A 21,000-nucleotide genomic window follows, 5' to 3' on the forward strand; every position below is an offset into this window, starting at 1 on the left:
GGAGTGTCGTCCGTTGATTTTGTGCCTCACAGCCTTGCGTGGTCGTTCGTCCACTTGTCAAACTGACGGTGCGAGGCAACAACGTACACTGCCTGTAGCGGTTATTCGGTCCCCCACGCCCGTTCACCGGCGCAGTTGTCAGGAAACACGTGTCGCAGCCGACTCCTCAAGAATTTCGGGAAACCGTTCGCTCGCACACGGACATCGTGAGCCTGATCGGCGAAACCATTGCCCTGCAACCGCGTCGTGGTGGGGAGCACGTCGGCCTCTGCCCCTTTCATGAAGATCACAACCCCTCTCTGCGGGTCTATGCTGCCCGCCAGACGTTCCGCTGCTGGTCCTGTGCCACCGGGGGGGATTGCTTTACGTTCGTGATGGAACGGGAGAAAGTCACCTTTCCGGAAGCACTTGAGATTCTGGCCCGCCGCGCCAACCTCCCGATTCCGAAGCGAAGTGCGGAACCGACGGTTGTTACTGAGTCTCGCCCCAAGATCTTTGAAGTGCTGCAGTGGGCCGAGAATGAACTCCACAAAGCGCTGCTGGAGCTGCCGGTCGCCGAGCCGGCGCGGCAATATCTGAAAGAGTCCCGCGGCTTTACCGACGAGACAATCAGCAAGTACCGCCTCGGTTTCCATCCTGACAACTGGACATGGCTGCTCGAAAAAGCAGCCGGGAAATATCCGGTCAAGCTGCTGCAGGAAGCCCGACTCATTGGGGAACGGGATGGCCGACATTTCGACTTCTTCGTGAACCGGGTGATTTTTCCGATTCACAATGAACGGGGACAGCCGGTCTCGTTCGGCGGACGCGTCCTCCCCGGAAGTCGCGACGATGCGAAATACTGGAACGGCCCGGAAAGTATTGTTTTCCATAAAAGCCGCCTGCTCTACGCACTCGACCGAGCACGTGACGCCATCACGAAAGAGAAGCAGGCTCTCGTCGTGGAGGGCTATACCGACTGCATCACCTGCCATCAGTATGGTGTCATGAACGTCGTCGGGACGCTGGGAACCGCCCTGACCGATTCCCACGTGGCTGCTTTGAAACGCTTCACCCATCAGGTGGTGCTCGTCTTCGATGGGGACGACGCCGGACAGCGTGCCGCTCAGAAAGCGGTCGAGCGGTTTCTGGCACAGGACATGAATCTGCGGATTCTGACTCTCCCGGGCAGACTCGACCCGGCCGAATTCCTGGCGGAACAGGGTCCGGATGCCTTCCGGCAGCTGGTCGCCACCGCCCCCGAAGCGTGGGAATTCCAATTTCGGAACCTTCGACGGGCTTTCGGTGTCGAGTCCATCGACGGTCGACAACGCATTCTGGATGGAATGCTCGGCCTCATGGCCAAGACCCCCAGTTTGTCAGGAGGAATTCGCGAAAGTCTGTTTATTGCAAATCTTTCACAACGTTTGCTGCTGCCGGAACAGGCGGTCCGGGATCGTCTGCAGGAGATTCGTTCCACGGAAAGTCAGCGGGTTCGCATGGAAAAAACCGTGCAAACCCGTCGGGATCGAACAGAAGCGGTGGCCCGCATCATCCGGGGCAGGATCTCCCGGGAGGTGCAGCTGGAATGCGACTTGCTTGAGATGACACTGGCCGCACCCGGGCATGTGCAATACGTCATGCAGTGTGTCAGCGACCTCAGGTTCCGCAGCGAGATCATCCATTTGCTCCTGTCGAACTGTGCGTGGGAAGACGAGGAGATGGGACAGGTCACTGTCCCGGGCCTGCTTTCCCGGCTGGATGATCCGGATCTGAAAAATCTGGTTGTCTGGTTCGATGAACAGGCCACGGCGAAGGGGCTCGCCAAAAAGTTGACCGACAGCGGGTATAATGATGATGGGTGTCCGCAATTGCTGATGCAGGCCATTCACAACCTGCATTGGCGCGAAGCGGAACAACAGCAGCAGTCGGTCGACATCCAACTGTCGCAATACGGTTCGGCACAATATGACTCGGCACCACAGAGCCTGACACGGGACGAAGCGGCCCGGCGCGAACAGGGTTCCTCAGAACTCGACGACGCCACCGCCCAGTTGCTGCTGCAGGCGGCCGAATTCCACAAGCAACGAGCAACCCGTAAGACCACCGCGTAGCGTTGACCGGCATCTGCCAGGAGAAACTGAATGCATCGATTCAATGACAGCTTGCGGGAACTGACCGAGCTTGGGCAGCTGCAGGGTTATTTGACGTTTTCCCAGATTAACACCTATCTGCCGGATGAGGCAGTCAATCCGGAGAAGATCGACTCGCTGCTGCTCTCTCTGGAAGAGCTGGGGCTTTCCATTCGGGACGACCAGCAACCGCATCGGGAATCGAAGAAGCCAGCCAAACCCGGCAAGTCTCCCCGGAAGGAGCCGCCCCGCCGACTGCAGGCGGTCAACATGTCGGGCCTGATCGAAGATACCGGCGCGCGGGCCATCGATGATCCGGTGCGGATGTATCTGTCGCAGATGGGCGAAATTCCTCTGTTGACCCGCGAAGAAGAAATTTCGCTGGCCAAGAAAATCGAAGTGACCCGCAAGCGGTTCCGCCGCACGCTGCTCGAATGTCATTTCATTTCGCGTGAAGCCTATGACACCCTCGTGAAAGTCGAGCAGGGGGAACTCCCCTTTGACCGCACGATCAAAATCTCGCTGACCGAATGCACCGAACGCAATCAGGTGCTGGGGCGAATGCCGTATAACCTGCGGACCGTCAACCAGCTGCTGAACCAGAATGAGCTCGATTTCGAAGCCTCGCTCGATCCGGGGCTGGCGCCGCTCGAACGTCTGGAGAAAGTGGCCACGCTCGACATTCATCGCCGCAAGGTGGCGACCCTGCTCGAAGAAATGAGCCTGCGCACGCAACGTCTGCAGCCGCTGACTCGTCGACTCGAGCAGATCTCCCGTCGCATGAACGAGCTGCAGCGTGAGGTCAACCGTATCTCGGGCGACCGACTGTTGAAAGATCGCCGCGCCAACTATGAGCAGGAGCTGCGGGACCTGATGCGGCTGACCTTGGAAACCCCCGAGTCACTGCAGCAGCGGATTGCAGAACTTCACGAACGCTATGCCGCCTACGATCAGGCGATGCGGGACCTGTCAGCGGGTAACCTGCGGCTCGTGGTCTCGATCGCAAAAAAATATCGAAACCGGGGTCTGAGCTTCCTCGACCTGATTCAGGAAGGGAATACCGGCCTGATGCGGGCGGTTGACAAATACGAATACCGCCGGGGCTACAAGTTCTCGACCTACGCCACATGGTGGATTCGTCAGGCGATCACCCGTGCGATTGCCGATCAGGCCCGCACGATTCGCATCCCTGTGCACATGATCGAGACGATGTCCCGATTGCGTCGTGTCAGCAAGAGCTTGGTGCAGGAGCTCGGCCGCGAACCGACCGTCGAAGAAGTGGCGGAAGCCGCCCAGGTGAACATCGAGGAAGCAAAACGGGTCCTGCGCATGTCGCGGACCCCCGTCAGCCTCGACAAGCCGGTGGGTGAGTTCGATGACAGCCTGTTCGGCGATTTTATTGAAGACACCAGCGATCACAGTCCGGTCAGCCAGGCCGCTCAGGAGATGCTCAAGGACAAAATTGATCAGGTCCTGAAAACCCTGACATATCGCGAGCGGGAGATCATCAAGCTCCGCTATGGATTGGGAGATGGCTATACCTACACACTGGAAGAAGTCGGCCGCATCTTCAAGGTCACACGAGAGCGGGTTCGACAGATCGAAGCCAAGGCGGTGCGCAAGCTGCAACATCCTGCCCGCGCCAAGCAGCTGCAGGGCTTTCTGGAGCGTCTGGCGTTGGCCGGAGCCAATTAAGGTCGACAGCCCGCATCGGTGAATTTCGGTGTCGATCCATGTGCAAAAAACCGCCAGGGGGGCCTCGCCTGTGGCGGTTTCTGCATTTGGGGACCTTCCGTTGTGCACAGAATGGAATTTCGTCTGAGTCAAACGGCAGCCCAAGATTGAAAGCTGCGGCAAATCTGCCAGACTGAAAGAACGCTCCGTCACAGAACATCTCCCCGGACCAGCTCCGTGGAGGCGGGACGCGCGGAGAACTGTCTCGCTCTTTTCAGATTTCAGGAGTGCCGCGATGCCGTCATACGGTGGGGAATACCGTGCCCTGCATGAGTTGTATAACCAACTCAAGGAAGTTCAGGATCAGCTGACGCGCGGCCCACGGCAGATCAAGATCCGGCAGGGGAGGGTCACCGAGGCGGAAGCTCAGCTGGCAGAACGCGAGCAGGAACTCAAGGACGCCCGCACCACCACAGACCGCAAGAACCTCGACCTGCGGTCGAAGGAGTCGCATCTCAACGACCTGCAGGGCAAGCTGAACACCGCCTCGTCCAACCGCGAGTATGACATCATCCGCGGGCAGATCGAGGCAGATAAAGCGGCCAAGGCTGTCCTCGAAGATGAGATTCTCGAATGGCTGGATCGGGTCGATGCCGGTCAAAAGGCGGTCGCCGCCGCCAAGCAGCGGATCAAGGATCTGGAGGCGGATGCCCGGTCCTTTGCCAATGAGTTCGAAGTGAAAGCAGCGACGCTCCACAAGCAGGAAGCCTCGCTCCGGCAGAAGATCGCCATCGCCGAGCAGATCATTCCGAATGAGCTCAAGGAGCAGTATCGGCGACTGGTCGATGCTTACGGCGCCGACTCAATGGCCTCCGTGCAGAAGGGTGTCTGTAACTTCTGCTATGTGTCGCTGACCCCCCAGTCACGCGTGCAGATCGGTCTGGGTCGGCTGCTCTTCTGTCCCTCGTGTGGCCGTCTATTATACCCCGGCGAAAAGAACTCCGACGAAGGCTGATCGCCCATCACCGACGGGTGCCGGTAGCCTGTCGTGCGTGAAACACATTCGCCGAAGGGACTGGTCCGCTTCGACGCTGCGCCGCAGTTCACCTGTGTGGGCACAGGACCTCGCGTCGCGGCGTTCCCGCGTTTCACCAACAAAAACACGCCCAGGCTGCGGGCGTGTTCGATCTCTTGCGGTCGATGACCGGCCGAGAGCATTTCGACCGTGGATTGCCCCGTCCCCGCGACGCGGATGTCGGTATTTCAGCCAACGAAAGGCTTGCTTTGCGGGACTGGAACGACCAACCTGCTCTAGGCGGTCATTCGCAGCGTGGCTGACTCTTCTGTCTTGGCACGGGCCTCACAGAAAGCTTCCAGCTGTTCCTGCAGACGCTGCTGGGTCTGTTCCAGTTGGGCAGCATGTTCATGGAGGGCCGCTTCTCGGACATCCAACTGCTCAGACCGGGCTTTCAGCTCGGCCAGCAGATTTTCCATGGCGGTCGCCTGCTGGAAACTGGAGGCCCGGGGCCCTTCTCCCTGACCTGTTTTCTGGGCAGCCTGCAGCAGCGCTCCGAGTCCGCGCTGCCGCTTGGCTTTCAGTTCTTCTAACTCCCGCATTTCTGCAGCCAGTCCATCGACCAGCTGTTCTGCGGTCTGCAGAGGAAGCGGCGTCGACTCCGCCGCGGGCTGGGCTGCAGCCTGCTGTCGGGCTGCGATGCTGAACACAAAGCTGCCAATTTCTACCAGGTCACCCGACCGAAGTTCGGCTTCACGCACGTTCGCACCGTTCACCCGGAGCTCGGGCGAAGCCACGACGGCATCGATCCAGAGGTGATCCCCCTGGGGAATAATAATACTGTGGAGGATGGGCATCTCGCCCCCCAGTTGCAGCTGGCAGTTGCTGCCCGCACCAATCAGAAAGCGATCGCGATCAACAGGGCGTTCCGGAAACCGGGTCTGGCCCCGCTCGATGATCAGTGAGAAGCCTGTAGCGGAAGGTGAAGTGGGGTGCATGGCACCATCCTTGTCGTTGCAGCCACGCCGTCGTTTCGGCGACGAAGGGGATTCAAAGTCGCGGCTGCATCGGAACGCAGCGCGATATTTTCTTGATTCGGCAAAATTCGCGAGTTTGCATCATCCGAAAACCGGGTTGTTTCGTCCGTTTTTCGAAAAGAATGTTCACCGGCACGCGAAATCCAACAGGGCCGTTCGCAAATCGGCTGCTGTCGCCTCCGCAGCTTAACGACTTCCGGCCGAGTTTGCCGAGGGCAATGCGATCGCGTACAGCATGGTCACTCCTCCCAGGCCAATACACAGAAACGGCAGCCATTCCGGAGGATTCATCGCACGCTGTCCGCCGGCGTTGGCGTGCGAGATCAGCGACATCAATCGGGGAGCCTTTGTGGAAACGGGCTCGGTCAGCGTAATCTCGTCGACGAAAAACAGGCCAGACCCGCACAGGACCAGATACAGGCCTGCAGAGAAAAAGACAGAGCGGATCATGACGGACTATCCTCGGACGACAGTTTCTCTGTTCCTTTTCGGCAACAGCACATCGGAATGATTGGGCTCCTCGTGCTTTGCTGGCTGAAAAGTTGAGCCGGAACTGGATTCAGACGATCTTTCGACAAATCTGGCAGAATAGACGCCGGCACGGTCTACGCTGTCAGGTTGACTGCTCTCGCTTCACCGACCGGAACAGACGCGACAGAATCGACGAACGAACGGTCGCGGCGACTGGGAGACAAGGAAAAATTCACATGACAAACGATCCTTCCGCCCCGGGTCATCAGTTCGCAGGCTCTCATGCGATGGAGTGTCTGGAGATTTACATCCCCAAAAATCTGGAACACCTTTCTGAACTTTACAATTACCTCCGGCGCAAGCTGACCGAGCGGACACAAGGCCAACTGTCAGCCACAACAATCGATGGATTCTCACTTTACGAAGTTGATGGAGCGTTCGCGGGCGGAAGAATTTACCAGGAGCGCACGCTGGTGATCCGCATCCTGTTCAAAAGAGAATCGCACGACGACCATTCGGCGATCCAGTCCCGGATTGAAGCGATCGGACGCGAGATCGCAACGACAGTCGTCCTTGGACAGGAAGAAATCTGGATCTGCCACTATCCGCAGACCGCCCTGATCTACAAAGCGATTGCGACCAATTCGGTAGAGATATAAAAAGAGCCCGGAACCGCAACATGCGATTTTCCGGGCCAATCAGCGTCCCCGAGAGGATTCGAACCTCTGACCTTTAGCTCCGGAGGCTTCAGGCCATCCGGACGCCTTGCGGAACATTTCCCGGTTGAAACACCTTCGCTGATTTTTTCGGAACTGCGGCCGTGGTGGCTGCAGCGAATCAAAACAGGGTGTTTTGACATGGCGACGGACGCGTGATTTTTTTGCGAGCGTGCAGACTCCGTGGGTGCGGGTAAGTCACGTGGGCGCGTGCGAAATGAGCACTCAGAGCATTTTGGGCTTCGTTACAAATCTCTATGCGAAACATCACAGCGAATGCGGGGACAAGGGGCTCCGGCAAGTCGTCTGTGCGGCGAAGCAATTGCAGGTCCAGTTTGGACGGGACGTCGATGTCGCCGAGCTCTCCGAAGAACTGATCTGCTCCCATCTCCGCTGGATGCGGGACCGTGGCCTCGCTCCCGACAGTCGACGTCGGCGACGAGGGCACTTGCTCACGATCTGGAAGCTGGCACATCGCCTCTCTCTCAATTCGAATCCATTCTGGAAGGCACAGCTGCCGATTCCAAAACGGCCGAAGTTGAGCCCCAAGGCCTGGTCAACACACGACCTCGAGCAGATGCTGCTGGCTTCCGATCGGGTGCGGAACTGGCAGTTTCAAGGAAAGCACTGGCGGGCACTGCTCCTGCTGATTTACTACACCGGGCTGCGAATCTCTGCAGTGCTCGCGCTCCGAAGACGCGACTTGCACGGCTGGATTCTCACAGTGCCGTACACAATCCAATAAGGACAAAGAAGAACAGGTGTTTCGCCTGCCGGACGGGCTGGTCAGCCTCACTTCTCAGGCACCGTCTTCTGGCTCAAAGGTGTTTAAACCGCAGCGGCTTCGGGACCGACCTCGATTGAGGCTCTTCCATGGTCCCCGGGTGAGGTTCCTTCGAGGGTAGCTCATATCAGCTCAGCAGATCGTGATGTGCTTGACCACCTTGGTCGCATTTTTCGGTATGTGTGGGTTGGAAGACCGCTTTCGCCGTCCCTGAGACAACTAGGACACTGGCGACGATCAAAATGAGCGGAATTGCAAGCAGCTGTGAATGGCTCTTCAACGCCTTCAATTCCGGAAAGCTCCGGTTGGAGCCCGGCCGAGTCATCTTCGGAGACGTCGGCATCCGCTTCAAAGGATCGCCAATGCCGGAGCTGACCAAGTTCGAGAACTCCGTGCTGGTCCGCTGGCGGGACGGTGCGGAAATTGACCTGCCCGGTCCCATCGACCCGAACATTCGTCAGAGTCGAGTGTTTTCCAACCACGCCACGATGGAATTTGCGGTCGGTGCATCGATCAGAATTCAGGACACCACATGAAGCGACTCACAAACGCTCAAACCGCAGTCCTCGAAGGGCACATTGCGGACCTGATGCCGCACGCAGAGCCGTTGGCTCTTTCGGTCGCCGGCGAGGGTCTGGACGAACGCCAACTGAGGAAAGCACTCGCCTAGAAAGTGACGGCCATGCCGATCTATCTGATCCGGTGCTCAACTCCCTGATCTGGATTGCGATTCAGCAGGTCGCGAAATGGATCCTGCGGCAGCGGGGATTGATTGTCGACTCGGGAAGTCGATCTCGACAGCTCGGATGGCTATGATAAAAGCCTGAGACGATGGCAACGGAACAACCGAGCCCGTACACCCTGTCACCCGTCCTGCCTGTGTGGCTGAATGGCCAACTGCAAATTCTCGCATGGGGCTCCCGGGACCGGCGTTCCAGATATCCGCAGGCATTCTTCTGTTTTCAAGAAGAACTGGAATCAGGATCCTGGTCAGGTTCTCGACCGATCCCCGTTGAGATTCCGCTGTCGTACGGGTTGGCTCGGGGAGTCCGGTTTGCCGGCCACAGCTGCATTCGCGGGGTTGTCGTGGGGAATGTCGTCTACCCGATCATGCCCATGGGGCCGCTGGAGTTGCTTGACGTTGTCGGAATCGATGTGGCTTTGGACGTATCGCGCACACTTTCTCTGCTTGCGCAGCAGTCGAAGCCGTCGACGCATTACTATGAGGTCATGACACGGCAGAAACGAATGCCGGTGTTTGCGACGGGCGACGTTATTTAGAAATCTCTTTAACCCAGCTTTGCGTCGGACATCGTGAGGGCGCTGGAAAATCGCTTCGGAACATGGCATCGTTCTGCGGTCTCAATATACAGCGAGGGCAAACGCGATGAAGACATTGTTCGGGCATCACTTCCGGCCAACGGAGAAAGAATTCGAGGGCCTCTGGAAGAACGGAGCCATTGTTCTCGACACCAATATTCTTCTGAATCCTTACCGGTACTCCCCAATGACCCGCGGAGAATAGCTCGCCTTGCTGGAATCGTTGAAGGAGAGGCGGTGGGTACCCTGTCAGGCGGCTGAAGAGTATTTTCGGAACCGACGCAGCGAAATAGCTACTGAACACACCCAATACAAAGTCTTCCAAGAGAGCCTATGTCAAATCTTCAACCGCCAGAAGGTGTGCTGAAGTGGATCTCACAAGTCTTCACGGAGTGTGACCATCGCATCACTCAGAAGATTCACAACAATCCAAACCTTCTCGAGGAGTCACTGGACCTAACTTGGATTGAACATCTCTCACAGTTTTCTGCGCCAGTACGCATCGACGGAGCGTGGACTGTGAAAATTGAAAGCCATTTTCTCGGGGGGCTTCGTCATTTTTACCAGTGGGAGATCGCAGACGTTGGTGTGCTGCTGTTTGTTCGTTCTTGTGGAAAGATTCAGCTTAGCAAGGTGGCGCTATTACAATCGAAGCGTCTCTGTCCAACGAGCAACCGTGTCGTAGAAGAAGGAAGAATTGACTACGAAATCGGATTTGCTCGGATTGCCGATCCGGAGGACTTAGCTCGCTCAATTGCTGTAGAGCGTGAGTTCGAGTTTACAGAAAAGTGCAAAGAGGTAGTTTCACAACCCTTTGATGATGGTGTACAGGCAGGCTAAGTGAACGAAGCCTTCGAACAGTTCGGCGTAGTATTCCCAGCGAGTGATCAATCGGCGGCAGTTCTGCAGCCAACTGAAAGTGCGCTCAATTCGGTATCGGCGTTCGTATCGCCGCAATGCTCGACCGTCCTGCAGTCGAGGCTTGGTTCGTTTGTCTCGGTGCGGGCAGATCAGTTCGATGCCACGGGACAGAAGATGTTCCCTCAACCAGTCGGCATCGGCAGCTTTATCGTACAGCAGGCGACGCGGCTTGCCGTGTGGAGGGCATTGATCAATCAATGTTTGGATCGTGGTCACCTCGCTGTAATTGGCAGAGGTGGTATATGCCGAGAGTGGAATGCCTCGTCCATCAGTCAGGAGGAGGATGCGGGTTCCGTTGCCACGATGACAACGTCCCACGTCGTCACCCCTTTTTTTGCCCGTGAAAACGAGCCATCACCGATCGCTTCTTCCCAGTCGATGCCACGTCGCTGTAGCAGCTTGCTGAGCAATCGATCCCAGGCTGCACGAAAGACCCCGTTTCGAGTCCAGTCACGATGGCGTCGCCAACAGGTGACTGGTGAGGGGTATCGTTCTGGTAAATCTTTCCAACGGGCCCCTGTAATCAGTACCCACAGAACGCCTTCCAAGCACTCACGAGAAGATCGCCAAGGGCGTCCTCCACGCGGTCCCACCGGAAGATCAGGAAACAGATCCGCGATCAGAAACCATTGTGCATCAGAGAGAAAGGGCTTCGGGGCCGTCCTGGACCCTGTCCTGTTCGGCCGCCGTCTCGCGGGCCATTTCGACAGAGTAATGAGCATGAAAGACTCCTTTCACCCTGCTCATAAGCACATCCCTTGCCAATCCTGTTCAGTAATCTAAAGGTTGTGAAACTGGCTCAATACAATGCACTGAAATCTGGGTCTGAACAGATTAACGCGATCGACAGCTATGAGAGAGAGAATGAGCTTCCCGTCTACTATCAATTCTATAATCCATGGACACTTCCGTACACCAGGCGTGTCCCTATCGCTCAATACGAGAACCCGCCAAGTGGCGTTGGGCTTGGCACGAGGATCATACCTGCATAGGCCGTCCATGAAATGATCGCGAGTCACAAAACTGGATTTTCCCCATCGGTCAAAGATATCCGCGGTCTGACCGGCGATGGCAACTCAGAAGGTTGGACGCTTCCCAGTTTTGTCGCAGATCTATTTCTCGGCTGTAAAGAGGGCGCCCGCTTTCACGGTATTCAGGACAGGCGAGTACAAAATCTGTTTTACCGTCGATCTGGACCGATCGCGGCAGCGATCTCTATCGTGATCGAGGGGCCGTGAGCTATAGCATCCAAACGAGGGAGGGATGCCATTTCGGGATTTGCCTTACGGCAACGCTGGCACACGATCGTGCGGCGGAACGATCTGTCGCAACACATCGTTCCATTCGGTTCCTGGCTGGGAAGGAATGTCCTCGATGATCCGGCGGTCGGTCGGGGCGAGGGCATCGCGGATCTACTTGTCCAGATTGAGGACGCCGTCATCATGATCGACCTCCAGGACGACCGTCGATCCTGCCGGCACTGGGAGTCGGTTCCCGCTGCTGAGCCAAAGACTCTCGCACCCCCTTCTCGGAGCCCATCCACCATCAGTTTCCAGGTGCCGTCATCCCTTCAGGTGGAGAAGTATTCGAACACGCTGCTGCAAGGAGGGAGATGGTGCGGCAACATGTCCCACTGACAACCACTGCGTTCCAGATACAGCGGAGCGTTGATCACTTCCCGCAGATTCACACCCCGCTGACGACCACCGGACTTGGCGGGAGGAATGAGATGCGAAATCAGTTCCCACTGAGCATCCGAAAGATCACTGGGACAAGGCTTGCGTGTCAGCATGGGCCTTCCTTTGCTCATCAACCAAACGAGTCCTCCAAGACCACGCAGGAACTTCATCTCAACCACGGATTTACAGCAAGGTCACTTTCCGGATAGCCTCTAACCCTTCAGACCCGGCAATCCAGACGTTGATTTCCACGGAATATCACTTACGAACGCGCCCCACCTCCGCAGGACGGATCTCGAAGTCCGGCTGCACGAATTAAGGTCGCGGACAAGAGGCTAAGTTCTCCTGCTTGGGGCCTGCGTTGGCGGAGACCCGCATGCTCAGGTGATGGGTGTTGTCATAACTCACGTTATGAAACAGCGAGTGGCGCCGTGTCGATCCGAACAACCTGGCGCCACATTGTCGCGAAATGCGACTTATTCTATCCTTGGCGACCACTGGTCATTGGGCGCTACAAGAACCAGGTATGTCTGCGGTGATCTTCACCTCCTGATCGATTGGAGAATCGAATGACTTTCCAAAGAACGGTGCATGACGCGACTTACGATCTGCTCAGATCATTGGGATTGACCACCGTCTTTGGCAATCCGGGCTCAACCGAGCAATCGTTCTTGCGCGACTTTCCCGATGACTTCACTTACGTGCTGGCGCTTCAAGAAGCATCAGTGCTCGCGATTGCGGACGGGTTCGCCCAGGTCACCGGCAGACCCGCCTTGGTGAATCTGCACACAGCGGCGGGAACTGGCAACGCATTGGGAAGCCTGGTAGCTGCCTATCGCGCCAATACCCCACTCATCGTCACCGCGGGGCAGCAGACGCGAGAGATGTCTTTGTCTGACCCTTACCTCAACAATCCAAACGCGACTTTGTTGCCTCAGCCGTGGGTGAAGTGGTCATTTGAGCCAGCTCGAGCCGCAGATGTGCCTGCAGCGTTTATGCGGGCATACGCTGTGGCGATGCAGCCCCCGAAGGGACCGGTTTTCATTTCGATTCCCCTGGATGACTGGGACAAGCCTGCTTTAGGGGCGGCGGTCGTGCGCAGCATCAGTGAACGTGTGGCCCCTGATCCGCAACGCCTGGCCAAATTCGCTGAACGGATTAATGGGGCAGAGCGCCCATTACTTTTGATCGGTCCTGAAGTCGACAGGGCGGGAGCATGGGATGCAGGAGTCGCCTTCGCTGAAAAGCTGAACGCCCCCGTGCATGGAAGCGCATTGCCCGACAGGGTGTCATTTCCTGAAGATCACCCGCTCTATGCTGGGCCGCTCCCGATGACCATCGCCGAGGTGGAGCAGACATTACGGGGACATGACCTCGTCGTGGCGATCGGCGCACAAGTCTTCCGCTACTACCCCTATGTGAGCGGCCAATATTTGCCCGACGGTGTCGAGCTGGTGCAGATCACGTCGGACCCACACCTCACTGCAGTCGCGCCCGTGGGGGACAGCCTGATTGGCGATGTCGGCCTGGCGTTGACCGAACTGACTCAGCTGGTTCGTCCGAAAACTCCTCAGGTGGACGGCCCACTCTTCGTGCGGCAACAAAGATCGGACTCCCCTTCGTCTGCTCCGCTCACTCCGAATGCTGTCTACGAAGTGCTGAAGTCGACTAAACCTGAAGATGCAGCTCTGGTCATGGAGTCGACTTCGACAATGCTCGACCAATTCAATTGGCTGCCGACGACGCGGTCTTGCAGCTTCTTTGCGACGGGGAGCGGTGGAATCGGCTGGGGGGTTCCCGGTGCAGTTGGCGTCGCTCTGGGCGATCGTGCAAGAGGCGTCAAACGAACAGTCGTCGCAACGATCGGAGATGGCTCCTTCGAGTATTCAGTGCAGGCCATCTGGACGGCCGCACAACACAAATTACCGATTGTGTTCGTCGTCTTGCGCAATGGCGAATACGGGATTTTGAAATCGTTCGCTCTGCTGGAGAAGACGCCTGGAGTGCCGGGCCTGGATCTTCCCGGACTTGACATCGCTTCTCTTGCGATCGGCTTTGGCTGCCGGGGAATTAACGTTGACAGCACCGATGCGCTCGCCCGGGAGTTTACTGCCGCTTTGAACGCCGACGGACCGACTGTGCTGGTGGTCCCCACCAAGCCACAGCTGCCACACCTGGGGTAGCTCGGCGACAGAGGAATGTGCGTCAGTAGTCAAGCTCGTATCAACTGTTCGCAGGAGTGTCGTATGCCGGTTTATACCTGCACCATCGCTCAGGGGACGCTGCCCCCCGAGGTGAAGTCGAAATTAGCCGCCGAAGTGACTCGAATTCATTCTGCCGTGAATCATGTTCCCGGAACTTATGTGAATGTCGTTTTCAACGAGCTTGCGGCCGATAACGTCTACACGAATGGTGAGCCAGCCCAGCCGTTGATCATTAATGGATGGGTCCGCACGGGGCACCCGGACGCTGAGACGTCCCGACTGGTCTCTGCGATTGCTGAAGCTGCGACATACATCACCGGGATCCCGGCAGCTCGCGTACTGGTTGTCATCCAAAACAGTCCTGCCCGCTTTGCGATCGAAGGGGGCCGCATCCTGCCAGAGCCAGGACAGGAACAAGCCTGGCTTACAGAGAGATGAAGTCGCGTTGGTTGTGCTTTGTTAAGATGCCTCTGGTTATGAGAATTGCCCCTATGGGACAGGGCATCGTCCAGTCTCCGGGGGGTGGGAGTTCTCCGCTAACGCTGCTGAATCGTTTCATCAGCCAGTCTTCGTTCTTTGAAACGCATGCTCCAGCCACTCTGAAAACCGCGTCATGCCTGTGAGCGGTGCTGTGCTGGGCATCAGGCTGCCATCGTCCACGGGAGTGCTGAAGTAGTAGGCCTGCGGATCAGCCAGGACTTCATGATTCTCTCCGCTGGCAGTCAGAAATCGACGCACGAGTTCGTCCATGCGAATCACTTCCGGGCCCGCGAGTTCAATCATCCCGTTGACGGGAGGAGACATGGCGGTGTCCGCCAGTGCGACGGCGACATCGTTGGCAGCAATGGGTTGCATCAGGACCGAAGGAAGACGGATGTCCTTCCCGTTCATCCCGGACTGGGCAATTGTTTCGGTGAACTCAAAGAACTGTGTCGCCCGGACAATCGTATATGGAATGCCAAAGTCCTTGATCAACTCCTCCTGCTTCAGCTTCGCACGAAAATATCCCATCTCTTGCAGCCGCTCGGTTCCGACGACGGAGAGGACAATGTGATGTTGTACCCCGGCGATTTGCTCCGCGGATTTCAGGTTCCGGCCCGCAACCTCAAAGAAATGCAGCGAGGTCTGATCGTCAAACGACGGGGGATTGGAAACGTCGATCACCACCTCGGAGCCAGCTAACGCCTGTTCGAGGCCCTCCCCGGTGACGGCGTTTATCCCTCTTGAAGGAGATGCGGCAACAGCGTCGTGTCCGCGTTCTCGCAAGTGATGGACAACCTGGGAACCAATCAGACCACTCCCCCCAATGACGACGATTTTCATGGAAATCCCCTTTTGGTCAACGAAGCCTGCCTGAAAAGCGACACCCTCTCCGCCGTATGGCCGGTTAATGAACTTTTTGAGGAGACTGATAAGCGCCGGGAACGCTCCCGAATCCAATGCTCACCCGATTCCATGCATTGATGGTTGCCACAACCCAGATCAAATCTCCCAGTTCCTGCTCACTGAACTGACTGCGAGCCTGTTCAAAGACTTCTTCCGAAACCGGCCTGTCGGCAATGCGGGTCAACTCCTCGCAGAGCAGCAGTCCCGCCCGTTCCCGATCGCTGTAGTAGGGAGATTCCCGCCAGGCAGGCAGGCCATACAGCCGTTGTTCCGTCTCTCCAGCTGCGCGGGCATCTTTCCAGTGCATGTCGATGCAGAATGCGCATCCGTTGATCTGGGAGACCCTTTGCTTCACCAGTTCTCTTAGCGACGATTCAATGCTGCACTGTGCCAGAACTTTTTCCACCCCCAGCATTGCGCGATAGGAATCCGTTCTGGATTTATCGATATGAATACGTGCTTTCATCACCTTGTCCTCATGTCATGTGTCAAGAATCAGGATGTCGACAAACAGCTTTTCTATCGTCACTGGATTCTGGCGACAGACCAGCGGGAGAGCTTGTCCGGATTATTGGTGAGATAAACGGCACGAACTCCCGCCTCCAGATGCAAGGATGCCACAAGCACGACAGTTCCTCGATCCGAAAGGAAGGCTCCTGGTTCGCCGTTCACTTTGGTGATCGTCATGGCGCAGTGCCGACGCTTCCTGCTGAACACTCCCGCAAGGAAGCGGGCTGCCCTTTCTCGGCCGTGAATCACAACTCGTGCCGCAGAGACTTTTCCGCCGCCATCGGAGTGAACTTCGACATTCTCAGTGAAGAGTTGCTCGATCGCTTTGACATCACCGCTTCGGCAGGCAGACAAAAATCGATCTGCCAGTTCATCCGCTTGTGGAGACGTCGAGCAGAAACGTGGCCTGTCTTGCGTCACTCGCAGATTCGCACGACTGACGATCTTTCGAACATGAGCTTCAGACCTGTCGACAATCGCCGCGATCTCCGCGTATTCGTATCCAAAGACTGTCCGCAACAGAAACGCTGCCCGTTCCACGGGAGACAGTCGCTCAAGCAGGAGCAGGAAAGCCTGAGTCAGGGATTCTCCCAGCGTCGCCAGTGGCTGGCAGTCTTTGGTGTCGACAGGTTCTGGCACCCAAGGGCCAATGTACGATTTACGGTGCTGCGACGCCCGGAGATAGTCAATACATCGACGCGTGGTGGTGGTGACCAGGAAGCCTTCAGGTGAGGTCACTTCTCCAGCCAACTGCAAACGGAGAAAAGCATCCTGAACGACGTCTTCAGCGTCCGCCACGCTGCCAAGCATACGATAGGCGACGGACATCATGCGGGAGCGGAACTCTTGAAAATTGTAGTCTTTCATGGATTGGCTCCTTGCCGGCAATTGTAATCATTGAGGCTTGTGCACCGCAGCTTCGGGAACGGCGATCTCCTTTGAGTCTCGCGGATGCAACACAAAGGCGATCAATCGCGTGCGGCCTGTTTCGGCGGGATTTCGAGAAACGCGATGCAAGCTTCCGGAGGGTTCGTAAAAGGTTTCACCTGCTTTAAAAATTTTCGTCGGCTGCTCGTCGAGTCCCAGCTCGTAGGTTCCTTCGAGCACATAAACCAGGACCGGTCCCGGATGCCGGTGAGCATGTCCCGCTTGCCCTGCTTCAATGGTCACCTCCGCCACCGTGACGGCGGCTTCTTGGCCTTCAAGTTTCTCTCTGAGTTCGTGAGCTCCGATGACACGCACGACCTCTCCCTCTTTGGCATCATGGAAATGTGCGGACGCGCCACAGACAATCACAAAACCAGAAAGGAGAACCACGAATACCTGCTTCATGTCATGCTCCCTTGAAAAAGTGTTCAGTGAATCGACATGAGCCGTTTTCACTGACGGTCATGTCGCCCTCTGAATCAAGGACGTCCAGAAGAACACATCTGTGACAGCCCTCACGCGATTTTCTGCGGATTTTTGCAATTGACGCTCCCGTCGTTCTGATGTCGCGTTGGCCCGACAATGCTCGCGCCACTTTGGCCAATTGATGTAAACACCATGAGGCATTCGACATTTCTCCATTCAGGACGAAGCCAAGCTTCAGAAAAGCCCACAAGCTGGTCAGCCTCGGGGGTTCGCCAGAGACGAAGATGTCGAAATTTGCCCCCCCTTGCCGGACTCGGGCACGCTCGCGCGTGGCGCATGGACGGGTGCCCATTTTTTTCTGGCGTGTGTGAGTCGTAAATTCAAATCTCGACGAGATTCCCCTCCTCGCCCCCCGGACATTCTGCCCGAGACTGTCTCTCAGAGTCACGAACCCCAATGGTGCCACGCAGTTATTCCACATCTTTTTGTTTTTTGCGAATTCCACCGTCCAAAATCTGTGACGCGCGGGATTTCTAATCGGGGCGTGGTGTCTAATCATCCCCAAAGATCAGTCCAGCTAAAGTCATCAAACTTGAGAGCTCGGTTCGTCACGGGTGAAGAGAGTGTCTGTCAATCTTCAGCAGCAGAAAACGCCGCCGGTTCCCGACGCGTTTCTCCGGCTGTACCTCACGAATGAACGTCAACTTTACGCGTTCATCATTTCTGTGCTGGCCGATCCTGCCGAAGCGGATGACTTTCTCCAGGAAACGGTTCTAACCCTGTGGCCGGGTGCCGCCAACTGGCCGAGATCATCCCCGCGGGCTATCGCACCACCAATGTCTACAGCGATGCCCGCCTGGCAGCGAATATCGATCCGTTCAGCCAGCGGACCAGCTACACCTATAACCTCAACGGCGAGCGGATCGCCACGACCAACGCGCTGAACCAGGTCAGCACCACCGTCTACGATGCTGCCGGTCGACCGATCGAGACAATCGATCCGCTGGGAGCGGTCTCGACCACCATTTACAACGGCGCGGATGAGCCCACAGCGACGATGAATCCCCTCGGGTTCCGCACCAGCGATGTTTAGACTCCTCGCTGCGAACCATCGCCATGGGGCCCCCCCTCGGCCATCGCACGACAACAATCTACAATGCCGACAGCCGGGTGATCGCCACCATCGATGCACTGAACCAGGTCAGCACCACCGTCTACGACGCTGCCGAACAGCCGATCGCCCTGGTGAATGCCCTGAATCAGATCACCACCACGGCCTACGATGCTGCGGGCAGGAGATCGCGATGGAGAATGCTTTGGGGCAACGGTACACCTCCACCTATGACGCCGACAGACCACTCGATTGTTCCGTTGCTCTTGGCCAGCCTGGTGAGTCGGCCATCTCTCAGTGCAATGATGGAATCGGTGTTGCCGTTGAGCCGGGCTCGGAGTGGAGTCGTTGTCAGCGTGGGCGGAGTCGCGGGGGCTGTTTCAAACGGCAGGTCCGTCATCCACTCCACGTCGTCGTAGGTGTAATCCGCCATCGCTCCGGGCAGCCGGATCACCCGGGGATACCGGTACCACATGTGGTGAATCAGATCGGAGTCCGCAGGACGATCGTCGAACGTCCGCACGATCAGCTTTTTCGTCGCCGACGGGTCACTGTGATCTGTGTCTTCAATTTTGAAACTGTTTTTCAGTGCCGGGTTGGTGTCCATTGAAGCAAGGTCGCCATTCCAGGCGGAGAGAGCCGATCCTCCATTGGCGTCGTCGAGGATCGTGCGTGGTTTAAACGTGCCTGGGAAAACGCTGCCGTAGATCGATCCTGTCGGCACGCCGACGTCTGTAAAGCTGACCTCCCAGAGATTGGTGCGGCCTGATGTTTTCGTCCATGAACTATGAGTCTGCGTGTATCGCCGAAAGAATTTCCCGATGAGGTAGGCAGCTGTGCCGTCGTGATGGAACCGGCCCCGGCCGGCGTGACTTTGTTTGGCGACATTGGCGAGCGTGTGGGTCGCCGGATCTTCACCATCGACCTGCACGTGGCTTTCGCCGTTGTAGCTCGCCGACTCCAGGGTGTGGCCCGTGAAATTGGCACGATGCCAGCGGTAGTCGAGTGCTCCGACACTTCCCAGTCCCGAGGGATTCAGTGATGAGTACAGGGCGTAGAAATGATCGTCAACAACGCAGGTGCCGCGAATTCGCTCCGCTGGCTGGGAAGCACCAACAACCGTTTCTCCGTAAGAGACGGAGTAACTGGTTCCGTCACTGCGAGTGAACCGGAACCCGCTCCCGGCCGTCGATGAGGGGTAGACTGCCACCTGATCTTCCAGTGGCTGTCCGCCGTGCGGAACTGTGGCTGCCGTGGGAACCAGGATTGAGGTTCTCGAGCTGCGGTTGCCGGCGGGAGTGCGGGTGTAATACTGGCTGCCGGTCTGAATGCCGATCCGGTCACTGAACGGGGTGCCGACCCTGATTCCCGTGGCTCCTGACGGCAGAGTGGATCGCTCGGCCCAGATCAGTTTGCCGGTGTCGGAATCACACACGATCAGGGCGTTGTGCCACGACTGCAGGTTGCCAGTGATGCAACAGGGAGGCTCATGGGTGAACGTGACCTCGAGGGCGGTGATCCGGATCTGCACCGTCGTGTCCGCCCCCTCGCGTTGGAAGTACTGCGGCCGGAGCCGGAGTCGGACGTTGGACCAGTCGTTCAGCTGCAGGTGCTGCCCTTGCAGGTTGAACGTCGCTCCGTAAACCCGGTAATCGTCGCTGCGGATCATCAGGGCCACGGATTCGCTGCTCATGGCGGTTGTCTGGTCCGCCCGGTACAGCTGCAGAGAGATCGCCACGTCGTCGGGCTCGCCAGACACTCCAGAGATCACTCGCTTCGCGGCAAACGTGACATGCAGGCTGCGGATGCCGGCGACATCCAGATCGCTGGGGAGGTTCTGCAGCACTGTAAAGAGGGAGGCAGTCGACTTGTCTGGCGACTGAATATAGGTTGTATCTCCATCGTGCGAGGCGACGGGAGACTGCATTTTGCTGGCGTGCGAGCCCGTGGCGGGAAAGCGGGTCCAGCCTGCATTGCTGCCGTCGAAGTTCGGCCTGACGAGGTAGGGGTTGCTGTTGGCGACCCACATCGCAACCCAGGCGGTGTGAGCCCATTCCTCATCTCTCCGAGCGGACACCATGACCACCAGTTCACGGAGTGAGCGTGGCCCCGGATCAATGCCCAAGATCCCCGCCAGCTGCAGGCAGAGTTCCGCGGCGTCGGAACGTTGACGGCTCTTGACCCGGTCTCGTCTCCTGCGGTGCGACGGCTCCCGTTGTTCCGGAAAAAACTCCACAATGGCCCACAGGATGCACTGGTTCGCCGCCTCGCAGGTCTCTCCACGCTGCATGCGTGCCGCGAACTCGGACTCCGTCAGCCTGCGATCCCGCAGCTGCTCACGGAGCAGCTCGCACAACACCTCGAACTGAACAAACTCGCAACGGAACCGCTCCGACGAGGCCGACTGCGTGTCAACCAAGTCGACGACGACGATTCCCGTCCTGCGTTTGACGGCGACCAGCTGCGAGTAGCTCAACGACACGAACCACGACTCTCCTGTCGAGTCGTGGAATCGTGTGCGGTGATGTTCAGCGTCACTCATCGTCGGTTGCGGCCTCAGGCTCTTCCTGCGTGGACTCTTCCACCTTGGATTCTGGCGTGGAGACCGTTGACGCCGGTGAGCTGAGTTCCTCGTTCAGGACTCGCACCGACACCTCTTTGACGACGCCGTTTCGGCGTTTGACTCTTTGTTTCTTGATCACTGTGGA

The 21,000-nt window shown here is 57.5% G+C and carries 25 protein-coding genes; 14 read left to right on the forward strand and 11 right to left on the reverse strand.

From position 1 onward, the window contains the following. The first annotated feature begins 149 nt into the window (after positions 1 to 149). From dnaG to SH664x_RS05810, 3 genes are all read left to right on the forward strand, one after another. A complete protein-coding gene (dnaG, locus tag SH664x_RS05800; RefSeq protein ID WP_437205825.1) occupies positions 150 to 2,093 on the forward strand; it encodes a DNA primase in 1,944 nt (647 codons plus the stop codon). Between the two features lie 30 nt (positions 2,094 to 2,123). After that, positions 2,124 to 3,806, forward strand: coding sequence for an RNA polymerase sigma factor RpoD (rpoD, locus tag SH664x_RS05805; RefSeq protein WP_437205827.1), 1,683 nt, complete (start codon positions 2,124 to 2,126; stop codon positions 3,804 to 3,806). A gap of 274 nt (positions 3,807 to 4,080) precedes the next feature. Next, complete coding sequence (locus tag SH664x_RS05810; RefSeq protein WP_437205828.1) at positions 4,081 to 4,800, forward strand: zinc ribbon domain-containing protein; 720 nt, start codon at positions 4,081 to 4,083, stop codon at positions 4,798 to 4,800. Positions 4,801 to 5,096: 296 nt separating this feature from the next. Here SH664x_RS05810 and SH664x_RS05815 read toward each other — a convergent pair whose 3' ends face one another. Both SH664x_RS05815 and SH664x_RS05820 read right to left on the reverse strand, forming a co-directional pair. Then, the gene (locus SH664x_RS05815) at positions 5,097 to 5,798 is read right to left on the reverse strand and encodes a hypothetical protein (protein WP_437205830.1); all 702 of its coding nucleotides are present in this window, start codon (positions 5,796 to 5,798) and stop codon (positions 5,097 to 5,099) included. A 225-nt stretch (positions 5,799 to 6,023) separates the two neighbouring features. Then, entirely contained in the window at positions 6,024 to 6,287 is a 264-nt protein-coding gene (locus tag SH664x_RS05820) for a hypothetical protein (RefSeq protein ID WP_437205831.1), read from the reverse strand. 257 nt (positions 6,288 to 6,544) lie between these two features. Between SH664x_RS05820 and SH664x_RS05825 the strand changes: the two genes are divergently transcribed. The 8 genes from SH664x_RS05825 (at position 6,545) to SH664x_RS05860 (ending at position 9,968) form a co-directional block, all read left to right on the forward strand. Then, positions 6,545 to 6,967, forward strand: a complete 423-nt coding sequence (locus tag SH664x_RS05825) for a hypothetical protein (protein ID WP_437205832.1) — start codon at positions 6,545 to 6,547, stop codon at positions 6,965 to 6,967. Between the two features lie 274 nt (positions 6,968 to 7,241). Continuing rightward, positions 7,242 to 7,769, forward strand: coding sequence for a tyrosine-type recombinase/integrase (locus SH664x_RS05830; protein WP_437205834.1), 528 nt, complete (start codon positions 7,242 to 7,244; stop codon positions 7,767 to 7,769). Positions 7,770 to 8,050: 281 nt separating this feature from the next. Next, the gene (locus SH664x_RS05835) at positions 8,051 to 8,344 is read left to right on the forward strand and encodes a hypothetical protein (RefSeq protein WP_437205835.1); all 294 of its coding nucleotides are present in this window, start codon (positions 8,051 to 8,053) and stop codon (positions 8,342 to 8,344) included. Then, a complete protein-coding gene (locus tag SH664x_RS05840; protein WP_437205837.1) occupies positions 8,341 to 8,478 on the forward strand; it encodes a hypothetical protein in 138 nt (45 codons plus the stop codon). The genes SH664x_RS05835 and SH664x_RS05840 overlap by 4 nt, the downstream gene beginning before the upstream one ends. 161 nt (positions 8,479 to 8,639) lie before the next feature. After that, positions 8,640 to 9,089 (forward strand): 3-hydroxyacyl-CoA dehydrogenase family protein, encoded by a 450-nt coding sequence (locus SH664x_RS05845; RefSeq protein WP_437205838.1) that lies wholly within the window; start codon positions 8,640 to 8,642, stop codon positions 9,087 to 9,089. A 106-nt stretch (positions 9,090 to 9,195) separates the two neighbouring features. After that, a complete protein-coding gene (locus SH664x_RS05850; protein WP_437205840.1) occupies positions 9,196 to 9,333 on the forward strand; it encodes a hypothetical protein in 138 nt (45 codons plus the stop codon). An 18-nt stretch (positions 9,334 to 9,351) separates the two neighbouring features. Next, positions 9,352 to 9,495: a hypothetical protein gene (locus SH664x_RS05855; protein WP_437207185.1), complete on the forward strand. Its 144-nt coding sequence runs from the start codon at positions 9,352 to 9,354 to the stop codon at positions 9,493 to 9,495. Further along, on the forward strand, positions 9,462 to 9,968 hold the full coding sequence (locus tag SH664x_RS05860) for a hypothetical protein (RefSeq protein WP_437205842.1): 507 nt from the start codon (positions 9,462 to 9,464) through the stop codon (positions 9,966 to 9,968). The genes SH664x_RS05855 and SH664x_RS05860 overlap by 34 nt, the downstream gene beginning before the upstream one ends. Here SH664x_RS05860 and SH664x_RS05865 read toward each other — a convergent pair. The 3 genes from SH664x_RS05865 to SH664x_RS05875 all read right to left on the reverse strand — a co-directional run bounded on the left by SH664x_RS05865 (position 9,933) and on the right by SH664x_RS05875 (position 11,841). Beyond that, on the reverse strand, positions 9,933 to 10,367 hold the full coding sequence (locus SH664x_RS05865) for an IS5 family transposase (protein WP_437202032.1): 435 nt from the start codon (positions 10,365 to 10,367) through the stop codon (positions 9,933 to 9,935). The genes SH664x_RS05860 and SH664x_RS05865 overlap by 36 nt on opposite strands. After that, positions 10,322 to 10,642, reverse strand: a complete 321-nt coding sequence (locus SH664x_RS05870; RefSeq protein ID WP_437203707.1) for a transposase — start codon at positions 10,640 to 10,642, stop codon at positions 10,322 to 10,324. Before SH664x_RS05870 ends, SH664x_RS05865 begins: the two co-directional genes overlap by 46 nt. 977 nt (positions 10,643 to 11,619) lie before the next feature. Beyond that, positions 11,620 to 11,841, reverse strand: coding sequence for a transposase (locus SH664x_RS05875; RefSeq protein ID WP_437205844.1), 222 nt, complete (start codon positions 11,839 to 11,841; stop codon positions 11,620 to 11,622). A 456-nt stretch (positions 11,842 to 12,297) separates the two neighbouring features. On the opposite strand from SH664x_RS05875, the gene mdlC reads away from it, so the two are divergent. Beyond that, on the forward strand, positions 12,298 to 13,911 hold the full coding sequence (gene mdlC / locus SH664x_RS05880) for a benzoylformate decarboxylase (protein WP_437205845.1): 1,614 nt from the start codon (positions 12,298 to 12,300) through the stop codon (positions 13,909 to 13,911). A gap of 63 nt (positions 13,912 to 13,974) precedes the next feature. Then, entirely contained in the window at positions 13,975 to 14,370 is a 396-nt protein-coding gene (locus SH664x_RS05885; RefSeq protein WP_437205846.1) for a tautomerase family protein, read from the forward strand. Positions 14,371 to 14,490: 120 nt separating this feature from the next. Here SH664x_RS05885 and SH664x_RS05890 read toward each other — a convergent pair whose 3' ends face one another. The 4 genes from SH664x_RS05890 to SH664x_RS05905 all read right to left on the reverse strand — a co-directional run bounded on the left by SH664x_RS05890 (position 14,491) and on the right by SH664x_RS05905 (position 17,211). Continuing rightward, a complete protein-coding gene (locus SH664x_RS05890; RefSeq protein ID WP_437205848.1) occupies positions 14,491 to 15,255 on the reverse strand; it encodes an SDR family oxidoreductase in 765 nt (254 codons plus the stop codon). Between the two features lie 64 nt (positions 15,256 to 15,319). Next, positions 15,320 to 15,784 carry a carboxymuconolactone decarboxylase family protein gene (locus tag SH664x_RS05895; protein WP_437205850.1) on the reverse strand — a complete coding sequence of 155 codons (465 nt, stop codon included), beginning with the start codon at positions 15,782 to 15,784 and terminating at the stop codon, positions 15,320 to 15,322. A 59-nt stretch (positions 15,785 to 15,843) separates the two neighbouring features. Further along, complete coding sequence (gene sigJ, locus SH664x_RS05900) at positions 15,844 to 16,695, reverse strand: RNA polymerase sigma factor SigJ (RefSeq protein WP_437205852.1); 852 nt, start codon at positions 16,693 to 16,695, stop codon at positions 15,844 to 15,846. Positions 16,696 to 16,722: 27 nt separating this feature from the next. Beyond that, complete coding sequence (locus SH664x_RS05905) at positions 16,723 to 17,211, reverse strand: cupin domain-containing protein (protein ID WP_437205854.1); 489 nt, start codon at positions 17,209 to 17,211, stop codon at positions 16,723 to 16,725. A 751-nt stretch (positions 17,212 to 17,962) separates the two neighbouring features. Here SH664x_RS05905 and SH664x_RS05910 point away from each other — a divergent pair. Continuing rightward, positions 17,963 to 18,274 (forward strand): RHS repeat domain-containing protein, encoded by a 312-nt coding sequence (locus tag SH664x_RS05910; protein ID WP_437207284.1) that lies wholly within the window; start codon positions 17,963 to 17,965, stop codon positions 18,272 to 18,274. A gap of 184 nt (positions 18,275 to 18,458) precedes the next feature. Here SH664x_RS05910 and SH664x_RS05915 read toward each other — a convergent pair whose 3' ends face one another. Further along, positions 18,459 to 20,834, reverse strand: a complete 2,376-nt coding sequence (locus SH664x_RS05915; protein WP_437205856.1) for a hypothetical protein — start codon at positions 20,832 to 20,834, stop codon at positions 18,459 to 18,461. Further along, a complete protein-coding gene (locus SH664x_RS05920; RefSeq protein ID WP_437205858.1) occupies positions 20,827 to 20,994 on the reverse strand; it encodes a hypothetical protein in 168 nt (55 codons plus the stop codon). The genes SH664x_RS05915 and SH664x_RS05920 overlap by 8 nt, the downstream gene beginning before the upstream one ends. Positions 20,995 to 21,000: the final 6 nt, after the last annotated feature.

It is taken from the genome of Planctomicrobium aquicomposti, assembly GCF_051466325.1.
In the GTDB taxonomy this organism is placed as follows: domain Bacteria; phylum Planctomycetota; class Planctomycetia; order Planctomycetales; family Planctomycetaceae; genus Planctomicrobium.

Excerpts from the sequence above, each read along its gene's own strand:
- rpoD (WP_437205827.1), top strand. The coding sequence starts at position 2,124 with ATGCATCGATTCAATGACAGCTTGCGGGAACTGACCGAGCTTGGGCAG.
- SH664x_RS05810 (WP_437205828.1), top strand. The coding sequence starts at position 4,081 with ATGCCGTCATACGGTGGGGAATACCGTGCCCTGCATGAGTTGTATAAC.
- SH664x_RS05815 (WP_437205830.1), bottom strand. The coding sequence starts at position 5,798 with ATGCACCCCACTTCACCTTCCGCTACAGGCTTCTCACTGATCATCGAG.
- SH664x_RS05820 (WP_437205831.1), bottom strand. The coding sequence starts at position 6,287 with ATGATCCGCTCTGTCTTTTTCTCTGCAGGCCTGTATCTGGTCCTGTGC.
- SH664x_RS05825 (WP_437205832.1), top strand. The coding sequence starts at position 6,545 with ATGACAAACGATCCTTCCGCCCCGGGTCATCAGTTCGCAGGCTCTCAT.
- SH664x_RS05830 (WP_437205834.1), top strand. The coding sequence starts at position 7,242 with ATGAGCACTCAGAGCATTTTGGGCTTCGTTACAAATCTCTATGCGAAA.
- SH664x_RS05835 (WP_437205835.1), top strand. The coding sequence starts at position 8,051 with ATGAGCGGAATTGCAAGCAGCTGTGAATGGCTCTTCAACGCCTTCAAT.
- SH664x_RS05840 (WP_437205837.1), top strand. The coding sequence starts at position 8,341 with ATGAAGCGACTCACAAACGCTCAAACCGCAGTCCTCGAAGGGCACATT.
- SH664x_RS05845 (WP_437205838.1), top strand. The coding sequence starts at position 8,640 with ATGGCAACGGAACAACCGAGCCCGTACACCCTGTCACCCGTCCTGCCT.
- SH664x_RS05850 (WP_437205840.1), top strand. The coding sequence starts at position 9,196 with ATGAAGACATTGTTCGGGCATCACTTCCGGCCAACGGAGAAAGAATTC.
- SH664x_RS05860 (WP_437205842.1), top strand. The coding sequence starts at position 9,462 with ATGTCAAATCTTCAACCGCCAGAAGGTGTGCTGAAGTGGATCTCACAA.
- SH664x_RS05875 (WP_437205844.1), bottom strand. The coding sequence starts at position 11,841 with ATGCTGACACGCAAGCCTTGTCCCAGTGATCTTTCGGATGCTCAGTGG.
- mdlC (WP_437205845.1), top strand. The coding sequence starts at position 12,298 with ATGACTTTCCAAAGAACGGTGCATGACGCGACTTACGATCTGCTCAGA.
- SH664x_RS05885 (WP_437205846.1), top strand. The coding sequence starts at position 13,975 with ATGCCGGTTTATACCTGCACCATCGCTCAGGGGACGCTGCCCCCCGAG.
- SH664x_RS05890 (WP_437205848.1), bottom strand. The coding sequence starts at position 15,255 with ATGAAAATCGTCGTCATTGGGGGGAGTGGTCTGATTGGTTCCCAGGTT.
- SH664x_RS05895 (WP_437205850.1), bottom strand. The coding sequence starts at position 15,784 with ATGAAAGCACGTATTCATATCGATAAATCCAGAACGGATTCCTATCGC.
- sigJ (WP_437205852.1), bottom strand. The coding sequence starts at position 16,695 with ATGAAAGACTACAATTTTCAAGAGTTCCGCTCCCGCATGATGTCCGTC.
- SH664x_RS05915 (WP_437205856.1), bottom strand. The coding sequence starts at position 20,834 with ATGAGTGACGCTGAACATCACCGCACACGATTCCACGACTCGACAGGA.